The 11,767-nt window shown below is 67.3% G+C and carries 13 protein-coding genes and 1 pseudogene; 5 read left to right on the top strand and 9 right to left on the bottom strand.

The features are described 5' to 3' along the window. Positions 1-111: 111 nt before the first annotated feature. Positions 112-930, bottom strand: a pseudogene (locus ACZ6O2_RS35720) (IS5 family transposase); the annotation flags it as partial. A 292-nt stretch (positions 931-1,222) separates the two neighbouring features. Between ACZ6O2_RS35720 and ACZ6O2_RS35715 the strand changes: the two are divergent. Continuing rightward, positions 1,223-2,338: a hypothetical protein gene (locus ACZ6O2_RS35715; RefSeq protein WP_466026099.1), complete on the top strand. Its 1,116-nt coding sequence runs from the start codon at positions 1,223-1,225 to the stop codon at positions 2,336-2,338. On the opposite strand, the gene ACZ6O2_RS35710 is transcribed toward ACZ6O2_RS35715, so the two are convergent. The 8 genes from ACZ6O2_RS35710 to ACZ6O2_RS35675 all read right to left on the bottom strand — a co-directional run bounded on the left by ACZ6O2_RS35710 (position 2,255) and on the right by ACZ6O2_RS35675 (position 7,172). Continuing rightward, positions 2,255-2,812, bottom strand: coding sequence for a hypothetical protein (locus ACZ6O2_RS35710; protein ID WP_466026098.1), 558 nt, complete (start codon positions 2,810-2,812; stop codon positions 2,255-2,257). The two genes, ACZ6O2_RS35715 and ACZ6O2_RS35710, sit on opposite strands and share 84 nt — an antisense overlap. Positions 2,813-2,856: 44 nt before the next feature. Further along, entirely contained in the window at positions 2,857-3,489 is a 633-nt protein-coding gene (locus ACZ6O2_RS35705; RefSeq protein ID WP_466026097.1) for a GNAT family N-acetyltransferase, read from the bottom strand. After that, complete coding sequence (locus tag ACZ6O2_RS35700) at positions 3,486-4,142, bottom strand: GNAT family N-acetyltransferase (protein ID WP_466026096.1); 657 nt, start codon at positions 4,140-4,142, stop codon at positions 3,486-3,488. The genes ACZ6O2_RS35705 and ACZ6O2_RS35700 overlap by 4 nt, the downstream gene beginning before the upstream one ends. A 12-nt stretch (positions 4,143-4,154) precedes the next feature. Then, positions 4,155-5,648 carry an APC family permease gene (locus ACZ6O2_RS35695; protein WP_466026095.1) on the bottom strand — a complete coding sequence of 498 codons (1,494 nt, stop codon included), beginning with the start codon at positions 5,646-5,648 and terminating at the stop codon, positions 4,155-4,157. Between the two features lie 43 nt (positions 5,649-5,691). Then, on the bottom strand, positions 5,692-6,315 hold the full coding sequence (locus ACZ6O2_RS35690; RefSeq protein ID WP_466026094.1) for a GOLPH3/VPS74 family protein: 624 nt from the start codon (positions 6,313-6,315) through the stop codon (positions 5,692-5,694). A 130-nt stretch (positions 6,316-6,445) separates the two neighbouring features. Next, positions 6,446-6,652, bottom strand: coding sequence for a hypothetical protein (locus tag ACZ6O2_RS35685; RefSeq protein WP_466026093.1), 207 nt, complete (start codon positions 6,650-6,652; stop codon positions 6,446-6,448). Continuing rightward, the gene (locus tag ACZ6O2_RS35680) at positions 6,649-6,924 is read right to left on the bottom strand and encodes a hypothetical protein (RefSeq protein ID WP_466026092.1); all 276 of its coding nucleotides are present in this window, start codon (positions 6,922-6,924) and stop codon (positions 6,649-6,651) included. The genes ACZ6O2_RS35685 and ACZ6O2_RS35680 overlap by 4 nt, the downstream gene beginning before the upstream one ends. Next, positions 6,921-7,172 carry a hypothetical protein gene (locus ACZ6O2_RS35675; protein ID WP_466026091.1) on the bottom strand — a complete coding sequence of 84 codons (252 nt, stop codon included), beginning with the start codon at positions 7,170-7,172 and terminating at the stop codon, positions 6,921-6,923. Before ACZ6O2_RS35675 ends, ACZ6O2_RS35680 begins: the two co-directional genes overlap by 4 nt. Positions 7,173-7,667: 495 nt before the next feature. Between ACZ6O2_RS35675 and ACZ6O2_RS35670 the strand changes: the two genes are divergently transcribed. From ACZ6O2_RS35670 to ACZ6O2_RS35655, 4 genes are all read left to right on the top strand, one after another. After that, positions 7,668-8,372, top strand: coding sequence for a hypothetical protein (locus ACZ6O2_RS35670; RefSeq protein WP_466026090.1), 705 nt, complete (start codon positions 7,668-7,670; stop codon positions 8,370-8,372). A gap of 114 nt (positions 8,373-8,486) precedes the next feature. After that, positions 8,487-8,981, top strand: coding sequence for a DUF5956 family protein (locus tag ACZ6O2_RS35665; RefSeq protein ID WP_466026089.1), 495 nt, complete (start codon positions 8,487-8,489; stop codon positions 8,979-8,981). Positions 8,982-9,216: 235 nt separating this feature from the next. Further along, a complete protein-coding gene (locus ACZ6O2_RS35660) occupies positions 9,217-10,710 on the top strand; it encodes a helix-turn-helix domain-containing protein (protein WP_466026088.1) in 1,494 nt (497 codons plus the stop codon). After that, on the top strand, positions 10,707-11,600 hold the full coding sequence (locus tag ACZ6O2_RS35655; RefSeq protein WP_466026087.1) for a ribokinase: 894 nt from the start codon (positions 10,707-10,709) through the stop codon (positions 11,598-11,600). Before ACZ6O2_RS35660 ends, ACZ6O2_RS35655 begins: the two co-directional genes overlap by 4 nt. Positions 11,601-11,767: the final 167 nt, after the last annotated feature.

Below are 11,767 nucleotides of genomic sequence, written 5' to 3'. Positions count from 1 at the left end.
GCCACGTCCCACCCGCCGAGTACGAGGCGCTACACGCGATAACCCACCCAGTCACCGCACCCCTGGAAACCAGCTAACCAACTCTCCATCAAACCCGGGGCTTGACACCGTTCATAAGGCTCGGAGGTACTGGTTGATGGCGGCGATGGTCAGGGTGGCTTCGTAACGCACGGCCAGTTTGTCGTAGCGGGTGGCCATGGCGCGGTGTTGTTTGAGCTGGTTGATGCCGCACTCCACGGCGTGACGCCGGCGGTAGGTCTCAGGACTGAAGGCAGGTGGCCGGCCGCCGCGGGAGCCTTTCGCGAGGCGGTGGGCTTCTTGGTCGCTCTTGCTCGGGATGCAGGCCTTGATTCCACGGCGGCGCAGGTAGGCGCGGTTGGCCCTGGACGTGTAGGCCCGGTCCGCCAAAACCTGCAGCGGGCGGGTCCGGGGCGACCGGGCCCGCAGCGGGCAACCCGGATGCGGTCGAGGACCGTGGTGAATTGCGGGCTGTCACCACGGTGCCCGGCCGTGACGACGGTGGCCAGGACCTTACGGCCCTGTTCACAGGCAACATGCGTCTTGGTGCTCCACCCGCCCCGCAAACGGCCCAGCGCATGGTCGGCGGGCTCGGCATGGATTCCGCCGGGTGGTTCTTCTGCCGGTCGCCGTCACGACGGGCATCGGCCGCGTGTTGATGGGCGCGGCTGATCGTGGAGTCGACGCTGACGGTCCAGTCGATCCGTCTGGCCGTATTGGCGGTGGCTTGCAGCCGGCCAGGACGCGGGCCCATGTGCCATCACGCTGCCAGCGGCGGAACCATCGATACAGCGTTTGCCATGGGGCGTAGTTCGCGGGCACGTCACGCCATGGCGCACCGGTGCGTACCCGCCACCGCATGCCGTCGATGATCTGTCGTCTGGCCCACTTGCACGGTCTTCCCCGCGACGTTTCTCGGTCGCCGCTCGCCTTTCCCCTTGATCACATCTGCGCCGTTACTTTTTCAGCTTGTTCATCGTTACTTTTACAGTCCCCATAGAGTCTCACGCAGGCGACCTACAACACGTCGGGAGACGCGCCCCCATGCGGGGGCGACTTGGTTCGATGTCTAAAGCGTAACGGCGAGGGTACAGCGTAAGCAAATCGGGGACAACACTCCATTCACAGACCCCACCAAGCGGAAAGGAATTATCTAATGAAGGCCAGTGCAGGCGCTACGTCAGGCGGCCCTGAAAGAGGCGGCTTGGAACCGCCCCAGCGCCGCGATACACCGAGCCTTTCGCTGCAACGGGGCGTCGTCCCCATCGATGTCTTTCGGCAGGCCGACGCATCGCTTGAAATGATGATCGCAACAGCAAGCAGTCGAACGAGCGAGCTTATCGATGCGGTGCGCAACTACTGGGCAGTACTACGAGATGCCGGCCTAGCGGACGCAAATCCTGTAAAGGTCTTGGCTGACGCGGTTGGCCACGGTACGGTGACGTGGGTCTTTCGATGGAAGACTCCGAGAAGTCGCGCCGAGGCAATGTCGAATGCCGAATGCATTCAGGCAGCACAGAAAATTGAGGAACTCAGCCTGCAAATCGACCGATTCCCTTTCATGAATGAGGTCTATCAGGGCTTCGAGTACCGCAGATTCCCACCACACGGTGGCATCGAATTACTGCGCGGCAAGTGCACCTGCACGGTCAAGCTCGACGACCTCGACGCCGAATTTGAGCTCGATGCCCAGAATGGCTTTGTAATTATGCATCGCGGACCTGGGCTTGAGCAGGACGGCGTTAGGCTCATGTCCGTAACGATCTCCGCGCATGGCGGCGACAGCCCCAACCCCTTCAAATCGCTTCCAGGCTTCCGGGAGATGCCACTAGAGGTTCGGGAGGCACCCTTCCGCGTAGAGCAAAACACCGATCTTCCCCAATTCGGGGTCATACGATCACTTCAAAGAGAGTCTGATTTCCCAGCCATGGCAATGTGGGTCGTGCACTGGCGCGTACACACGCCCATGGGCACCTTAGTCACGGACCCGGAACAACCCCTGATGTTCGGCCCGACGGTCGTACAGCATTACCCGCCCGTCGGTACGGAGTTTTTCTCAACAGTTGGCCCCGTGGCCGTGTACAAGGAGCCTGGACAGGAGCGAGTTGGAACACTCACGCCCGGTCGACTCACAGCCTTCGACATCGTTGTGACCATGGATGACGAAATACCTTCACTTTACGACAAGCCGACGGCCTACCACATCGAGATGTTTAACCGCTATGTTGGCGACGACTCACTCATGATCCCAACTACTGGATTGACCGACGACCACAGGGTCCCGCCTAACCGGAAGTTTGGAAACCCACCAAAGCGGTAGCCGAGGTGTGAATATCGCTGGCTGACCGATGTTCAGGAGCCCATGTTGATTCAGCCGGCGGATCGCGTTGGCTGTCGGCCTGATCAAGCCGCTTTCCGTGAGGGCGTCGGTTCCGTCGATTGCGGCGTCGGCATCGGCGACGCAGATCGCCAGGACGGCAAAAAGGGCGGCCAGAGCGCTGGTCGTGAAGCGGTGCCGAGGAGTTCCAGCAGCGTGGGCCCTTGGACCCGGCCCGGCCGATCGGCGCTGCCACGCCGGCTGTGGCACCTCGGCGGTGATCCGGTCGGCGCGAACCCGGGCCTTGCCGCCGTCGAGCGGAATCAGGCGGCTGCGGGACACCGCGAGGACGTAGCGGAGCCGGTGCTCGCGCAGGCGGGCGCGGAAGACGGCAGCGATCGCGTTGTCAATCCACGACACCGGCAGGTCGACCCGCTGGTCATCCAGGGTGTGCGGGCTGGCGTAGGCGAGGAACATCCGGACCTGGCTGCGCCGCAGGCGAGGACGGCGTGCCCGGTGTTTCAGAGGTTGTGAGCCGATGGGGTCGCGAGACGGACAGGGCGAGCGTTTCGTATCAGCGGCCATAGCCTCGGTCCGTTGGGCAGGTTCAGGGGCAGGGCCGGGTGGTATCCCTGCTCGCGGAGCATGTCCCTGGCGCTCTCGGTCGTAACCACGGTGTAGACCGGCCACCCGGTGTCGTCGACGACCTGGTGATGCCGGCGCAGCAGCTCGCTGGCGAGGCCGCGGCCTCGGAAGGACGGGTGCACGGCCAGCCAGGACAGCCAGTGGTGCGGCGCCGATGACCTGTAGCTGCCGATGGCCGAGTTCAGCGCCGCGAGGCGGGGCGCTGCGCTGCCGGCAAAGGTCGTCAGGTGGTGTTGCCCGAACGTCCGGAGACCGCTGTTCGGGTCGTGCCGTCGCCACACCGCGACCGCTGAGAGGTTCAGCGCTACGTCGATGTCCCCGGTTTCGACGGCGTGGTCAACATCAACGGCGAGCAGGCGGTGCAGGACGATGACCCGTTCGGCGGGGTCGGGCAGTAGCCACTCGATGACGGGGTCGCGGTCGAGTGCGGCGGCCAGTAGCACGGTGATGGCGGCGACGTCGTGTGGTTTCGCGGCGCGGATGGTTGTGTCCAGGGCGGGTCCGTTCACCGTGGCCGCCTTGCCGGCAGCATGTCTGCCGGGAACCGCGCGGGGACTCCCCCGTTCGGTTGGCCTCGCCACATCCGCCAGATCGTCGGCCCGGCGGTCGGTAGTTGGATTGGTGGGCCTTGGCGGTAGCCGAGGCGCTGGTACAGGTCGCGGTTGCGGGTGTTGCTGGCTTCCAGGTACGCCGCCCGGTTCGCCGCATCCAGGGCCTGGTGGGCGCTGGCGAGCAGCGCCGTTCCGACGCCGCGGTTCTGGTGGCGTGGGTCGACGGCCACGTAGGCGAGGTAGTCGTGCGGGACTCGCGGGTGGTGTGTTTCGAACAGGGCGTCGAGCAGCAGGAACCTGGGCGCATATTTGCCGGTGGCCTGCTCTACCTCGTAGTACATGGCGGTTGATCCCGCCGGCGGAGCCTCGTTGCGGGTGTACCAGATCGCGAGGGCTGACCGGTCGGTGGTGGTGTCCACGCGTCCGTGCTGGAGCCCGTGGTGGAAGACGAGCTTGAAGTACCGGAAGTAGACCGCCCGGCGGTCGTCGAGGTTGGGGATGAGCCAGTCGGCGACGGGTCCGTCGAGGAACGCCTCGACCAGGACGGTGATGAGTTCACCGGCGTCGTCGGGTGTGGCGGGGCGAACGGTGATGGTGTTGGCCGGTGGCATGGTCACTCCTAGTCAGACCGGTAGGCGGGTGGCGTCGGGGGTGCGCACCGGCGCAGCAGCGCTTTCCGCGCCGAGTCCGATCGCCTGGAATGCGTCGGGGCGGGTGGCGCGTAGGGTGATCGCCCAGGCGGTGCCGGCGAGTGCGGCGAGGCCGTAGGCGGCGGGGAACCACCACCGCAACGGGGAGGTCGCGGCGACGCCGAGGAGGACGTCGAATTCCTGGATGGTGACGGCGAGGATCGCGGCCAGGGCGCCGGTGGCGGCCAGCGGCGCGATCGCGGTGCGCCACGGGCCGTCGCGGTGGGGGGTGCGGGCGAAGAACGCGACCACGGCGGCGGAGGTGACGGTCATCAGAACCAGAACGCCGAGGCCGCCGGTGACGGTGATCCAGAAGAACAGGTGCACGATCGGGTCAGCGTTGGCTACCGCGTAGCCTGCGAGGACGGCTACCGCGATGACGCTTTGGACGATGGAGCCGGCCTTGGGCGCGCCGGTGCGGCGGCTCGTGCGTCCCAGCCAGGCGGGTAGGACTCGTTCGCGTCCAAGTGCGAACAGGTAGCGGGCGACGGTGTGGTGGAACGCCAGGAGTGCGGCGAAGAGGCTGGTGATGAACAGGACCCGGCCGATGGTGACGATGCCGCTACCGAGGTGGGGTGAGACGAGGTTGAAGATGAGGTCGGTGCCGTCGGTGCGGGCGGCGTTGACGATGGTGTCGGAGCCGGTGGCGACGGACATCGCCCACGCGGACAGCCCGTAGAGCAGGCCGATGATCGCCACGGCAAGGTACGTGGCCCGCGGTACGGTGCGGCGTGGGTCCTTGGTCTCTTCGGAGAACACGACAGTGCCTTCGAAGCCGACGAAACCCGTGATGGCGGTGACCAGGGCGGCGCCGATGCCGGCGGCGAAGATGTGCGACGGGGCGAGCGTCTCGAAGCTGATACCACCGGTGGCCGGGTTGGTGACCATGACGGCGTCGAAGACGACCGCGACGGCGCACTCGGCGATAAGCACGACGGCCAGGACCTTGCCGTTGAGGTCGATGCGTAGGAGCCCGAGGACGGTCACGGCCGTCCAGGCGGCCAGGGCGCACAGCCACCAGGTGGTGTTCCAGCCGTAGCGGGCCTGGAGGAACTGGGCGAGCACGGCGCCGAATCCGCCGTAGAGGCCGATCTGCATGGCGTTGTACGCCAGGAGTGCGACGAAGGCGGCGGCGACGCCGGCCGGCCGGCCGAGGCCCCGGGTGACGTAGGTGTAGAAGGCACCGGCGTTGACGATGCGGCGGGACATGGCCACATAGCCGACGGCGAACAGGGCCAGGATGGCGGCGACGACGAGATAGGACACGGGGATACCGACGACGCCGGTGACGGCGTACCCGGTGGTCGCGCCGCCAGCGACAACAGTGAGCGGCGCCGCCGCCGCGATCACGAAGAACACGACCGACGGGATACCGAGCCGGCCCCGGGCGAGCACGGCGGAGACAGTGTCCGGTCTTTGGTGAGGCATCAGATCTCTTTCTTTCGACGAGGGGATGGGGGGTCAACCACGCTCAGGTGCGGTGGCTCAGCACGCTGCCGCCGACGGCGCTGCCGAGGTCGGCGAAGAGGTCGCGCAGTGGTGGCCGGGACTGTTCGACCACCCGACGTAGGTGAGCGCGGACGGCCAGCGTCGCGCCGTCCAGCAGAGCGGCGTCCAGATGGGTGTGCAGCGTCAGACCGGCGAGCGCCTGGTCGAAGGTGTTGAGCCGACGGGCGTTACGCAGTTCGATCGACAGCCGAGCCCACGACCAGGCGGCGGTGTTCATGTCCGTGGGCACGTAGACGATGCGCTGGCGCCACCGCCGGCCGACCTGACGCTGTTCGAGAAGCCCACGCTGCCACATGCGGGTGGTGACCTGCTCGCAGGCGGTGGCGGCCAGGAACGCCAGCCACGTGCGGGTATCGGTGTGGTGCGGCTCAGCGATCAGCCGGTCGAGTACCAGGTGTTGCAGCCAGTCCCCCGGCGGCCCGGTTTGAAGCACCCGGATGTGTCCGCGGGCGAAGGTGATCCGGCCCTCATAGTGCAGCTCGGCGAGCAGCGCAGCGGCCAGACCGTGAGCTAGCGCGGACTCGTAGAGGCGCGGACGGCCGGTCTGGTCATCGTGGGCCATGAACCAAAACTCGTCGCCAATCATCATCGGTCTGGTGGGCGCGGTACCGACGGCGCGTACGGGACGCTGCGGCTCAGCGGGTGGACCGTGCACAGGCCGCGGGAGGTCGTCGGCTGCGCCGGGATGTGTGTGCACGACGGCTGGCCTTCCTGGGTCAATTGTCGAGAGGGGGCACCGCGGCCGGAGCCTCTGGGCGGCGGCCAGGGTGGCGGGCGAGCTCCTGCTGCGCCCAGGCGTTCTGCTCGCAGCTGCCGTCAGGCTGGCAGTGGAAACAGGTGCGGCCGTCGGCGTGCTGCTTGTCGGTCATCCGCGCGGACACGTACCTGTCGGCCGGGCCGCACGGCTCATCACTGCGGCTCATGTCGCGCTCGCGTACCGGCGCAGGGCGGCAAGGCGGACCCGCAGCTCCATGCACGGCAGGTACTCGTCGGTGCTCGGGTAGAGGCACTCGGGGCGGTGACCGACCACCCATACCCACTCGTCGCTGAGGTGCGCCAAGTCGGTGCGGAGCCTGACGACAACGACATCGACCGGACTGCCCGGGGTGAGGTTCCGGCCGAGGGACCAGTCGTCGCCGGCGAGCTGTAAGAGCGTGCCCGAGACGACCTGCGGGATCGGGGGCGCCGGGTTCACGCCAACCGCCCCTTCCGTCGGCGTGGCTCCAGCCGCCAGAGCGGCTGCGGCGGCGGCTGCTGGTCGAGCAAGACCCAGAACGCGCGGTTGGTCTCGGCGAGTTCCTGGATGGTCTGCTCGTCGGGTTCACCGGGGCTGCGGTTCCAGCCGCTGCGGTGCCCGAACAGCGTGGCCGCGCCTTCGCAGTCGATGCCGAAAGGGCTGTAGGTCTCGCCGTCGCCGGCGGGGGCGAACCACTTGCGCCGCATCGGCGCTACCTCCTTCACAGGATGCGCGGCCCGGCCTCCCGGCACCGACGCGCACCCCGACCGGTTGGGTGCAGGGCCGTCCCTGCACGGGAACCAGACGAACTAGCGAGTGGCAACCGAGGCCATTCGTCCGTCACGTCAACATCAAGGACTAAAGGCGAGATCCATTGATGTCGGCTACCCCTGCCAAAGGGTTCCGACATCTGGGCGACATTCCTCAGCTCCCCTTTCACCGTTGCCACAGGCAAGGGGGACAACGCTAAGCCTGGCCGGTCCCACTGGCGCACGCACGAGGGAGACGAGACTGTCAATGAATTGTCGGAGCTCTCCGACAACGCTTATCGACATCGCCATCCGAGATATTCGATGGGTCGCGTCAGCAGGTGCGCATGTGAAAGGAAAAACGTGAACATTCGTAGTCTCAGAAGGGGTGGCGTTCTCGTTGCCGGCCTTCTCGCTCTCGTACTCGGCGTCACGGCCCTGGACGCTCCGGCTGTGGCCGGCCAGCGGGTGAAGAACACCTACGACGGCGCTCAGAAAGTTCTCGCTCCGTGCATCGCGCTCGCCATGCAGCAGAAGCTGCCGGAGTGGAGCTGCACCAGCGCCGGCCTGACCAGCACCCGCCGCGACGCCCACGGCACCCCCACCACAACCTTTACGCCCGTCGCCGCCACCACCGCCCCAATCCCCGACCCGGTGTCTGTGCTGGCAGACGACTACGACACGTGGTGCGAGGGCAGCGGTATCTGCCACCGTGTCATCGACTACCAGCGCTACATCGGGGAAACGAAGGGCAACACCGTCTACGGCAACACCAGTGGCGTCATCGGCAGCTACGACGTGATCATCCGCAACAGCCTTCAGGGCCGACGCGGCCGGTGGACTGTCTTCCTAATCTGGGACCTCGGCCCGTCGCTGACCTTCAGCGACTCCTGGATCAACTGCTACCAGGTCATCGACAACTGGCCGGACGCCGACTGCGGCGACCACGCTCTCTACCCGGGGCGCCTCAGCGGTGCCGGTTCGTACCGATGGAACAGCCCCACGATCTACGGCAACTTCCTGACCAGCCCTGCCGCGTACTACGCGGCTTTCAACACCGACTACACCCCCGCCAGCTACTCCGCCCGCACCGCGCCCGCGTTGGAGACGGCGCGCTTCAAGTGCTACGGGTCCACCGCCGACCCCTGCAAGTTTTGATCCTTTTCGGTACAAAATTCGTACCATGACAGGTGAGTATGGATGCGTGACCACGGTCCCGACCTCTCCCATGGAGGCCGGGGCCGTGCAGTAGCGAAGCCTTCAAGGAGCAGCATGGCCAACACCAGCGCCGCACCCAACGCCTGGGACACGGCCCAGCCGTTCCCTGGTCCACCGCCGGGCATCTCCGACCGCTACCGCGCCATCGACACCTCGAATGGCCGATATTGGGAGCTGAGCGAATCCGGCTGGGATGCCATGCTCGGCTACCTCGCCGCCCCCGCCACTTTGGCCCGGTGCAACGAGACCCGGCAACATCATGTCGAGGTCACTGTCAGCGACAGCACCGGAGAGCACACATCTCTCCCGCCACGCACTGCGGATGATCAAGCGATCATCGATGAGGCTGCGAACTCGTACCTGCGCGATGTGGGATTACCGGAGCGGCCGACCGGCTACCGCTGGTTCCAACGCCTACCCAACGGCCTCACCGTCAAAGACATCGACGAAGCGGTCTACGCGGCGATCATGCACCTGCCCCCCGACCATCACCCCGCCGAAGCAGTTCCGGCCATCCGCACCGCTCTTACACGCCTCTACGCCGGGTAGCTGCGCCTCGGTGCATGCAGCTCGCAAGGCGGCGTGCTAGGTGTTGCCGTTGTCGCTTATCCGTTCCCCGGACCGGCTCTCACCACGGAACTGCGCCATTTATCGGGCAGCGCCGTGGATGGCCCGCATAGTCGTGACCGCACGGTAGGGTGATGCCACCATAGGCATCGATGGTCCTCCTCGGCGTTCCGCAGCCCTGCACGTCGGTTGAGGTCTTGATCCGAGGGAGGCGGCGATGACGGGGCCTCACGAAGTCAGCGAGGCATGGCGGGCGCTCGGGCGGCAGTTGGCCGGCTTCCGCAAGGCTGCCGGCTACACCCAGCACTCGCTCGCGCCGAGGACTCTGTCGGGTCGCAGCACGATCGCGAACACCGAAGTCGGGCGCCAGCATCCGGACCGCACCTTCTGGGAACGCTGCGATGAGGCCCTGGCTACCGGCGGTGTTCTCGCCGCCGGCTATGACCGGGTCGTCGCCCTCCAACAGCAGCACCGGCGGAGCAGGAGTACCGCAGCGTTCACCGCGTCGATCGCATCGGCGGATGCTGGCATCGCGCCGCGAGGCCACGACGATCAGGCTGCTGCGGCGACGGACGGTCCCGCCTCAACGCGGGGCCACTGCTCGGTGAGCTGTTGTGCCGGACATGTGGATGGTGAGACGGCTGATGCGCTGCTCGGCGGGTGCGCAGACTCCGCTGACGACACCGTTATCGTGACCGTTGTGATCGAGGGGCGAACGCGGCAGGTCCAGGTCAGTCGTCGGGCGCTCCTGCAGGCGGTGCCGGGCAGCCTGATGGCCGCACTGTCGGGTAGCGATCCGGCGAGCGCGGCGCCGCCCGTCCGCGTCGACCCGGCCATCGTCGAGCACTTCGCGGTGCTGCGATCCGTCCTCGTGGAATCCGACAACCGGGTCGGCGCCGAGGCGATCCTGCCAACCGCTCGGCAGCAGCTCGGCCATATCGCCGGCTTCCGCAGAGCTGCTCGGGGCAACCTGCGTGACGCGCTCCTGGGCACCGAGGCGCGATGGGCGGAGTTTGCCGGCTGGCTCAGCGACGACCTAGGCGACCGTGCCGCTGGCGAGTGGTGGCTCGCCCAGGCGTTGACCCTGGCGCAAGAGGCTGACGACGCGGAATTCACCGCCTACGTGTTCGCCCGTATGGCGCAACGCGCGGCTGACGCCGTCGACCGTGACCGCGTGCTCGGGCTCGCCCGCGCGGCCGGACGCAGCGGCGGTGGCGGGGCACAGGTGCGAGCCTTCGCGGCGGTACAACTCGCACACGGTCACGCCATCGCTGGCAACAACTCCGCATTCCAGGCCGCAGTTGACGACGCCCAACACCTCGTCGCCGGTATCGAAGGCGACGGCAGCTGCCTCGGTTCCTTCTGCACCACCCCGTACGTGTGGGCGCAGGAAGGCGACGGCTGGCTTCGGCTGGGTCGCCCGCGCACCGCTGTCCGGTGCTTCGACAGGGCCCTCGATGCATGGCCGGAGTCCTATCGACGCGAGCGTGGCATGTACCTGGCGCGAACCGCCGCCGCCTACGCCGCCGCCGGTGAGCCCGAACAAGCCGCCGGCACCGCCCTCGCCGCGCTCGAACTGGCCCGCCTCACCCGGTCGGCACGCGTCCAGCGTGAGGTCACCGCCGTCGACAATCAGCTCGCGGCGTTCCCGATCGAACCCGGGGTGGCGGAACTGCACGCCACGCTGGCCGCGTTCCCCACGACGGCATGACCGGCACGCGCAACCCCAGCGACGTCTTCGACGTCACCTTCATCGGACGGGCCAACATCGACCTGACCGTCCACGTTCCCCACCGCGCCCGACCCGGACGCACCGCCCTCGCCTCCTCCCTCACCGCCAGCCCCGGCGGAAAGAGCCTCAACCAGGCCATCGCCGCCAGCCGCCGCGGCGGACGCTCCTGCCTGATCGCCAACGTCGGCGCCGACACCTGGGGCCACCAGATCCAGGCAGCCCTCACCGACGCGGGTGTCGACACCCGGCACCTCACGCTCATCCCCGACGTCACCACGGGGGCAGCCATCATCGAAGTCACCCCAGACGGCGAAAGCTACATCACCCTCGCCCTCTCCCCCGCCACCGAGCTCACCGCCCTCGACATCCAGCACGCCACCGCCGCCCTCGACACGCACGCTGTCGTCGTCCAGCTCGACCTGCCCCCCGAACCGGTAACCGCACTCCTGCGCGAGCGACACGCACCGATCGTCATCGGCAACCTCGTCCCCCACCCCGACCTCGACTCCAACCTGCTGCAGCACCTCGACGTCCTGGTGGTCAACCAACACGAAGCCGCCGCGATCCTGCAGACGACGACCAACGACCCCCGCGACGCCGCCAACGCTCTCCAACGTCTCGGGCCCCGCACCGTCGTCGTCACCGCCGGCCAACACGGCGCCGTCTACACCCACCCTGACGGGTCCGGAACCGTTCCCGCCCCCACCGTGCCGGTCGTCGACACCACCGGTGCCGGCGACGCCTTCCTCGGTTCCCTCGCCCTCGATCTCGCCCGACACACCCCACTCCCCGACGCCCTCACCACCGCCGTTCAGGTCGGATCCGACACCGTCCAACACACCGGCGCCCACACCACGACACGACGATGACGCAGACGGGACCGCTCCGGTGAAACTTGACGCGGTCGGCTGGGTTCGGTGCGGGGCTGAACAGCCGGCCTTAGAGTTCCTAACAAAATGATCTCCGGGTCTGTCATCCCTTGTAGAGGATGATTTACGATGTCGGGCCGTGAGGCGTGGTGAGCAGCCGCCGTGGA

The sequence above is a fragment of the Micromonospora sp. NPDC048040 genome, assembly GCF_055587185.1.
This window is presented reverse-complemented; position numbering and strand designations above follow the sequence as displayed.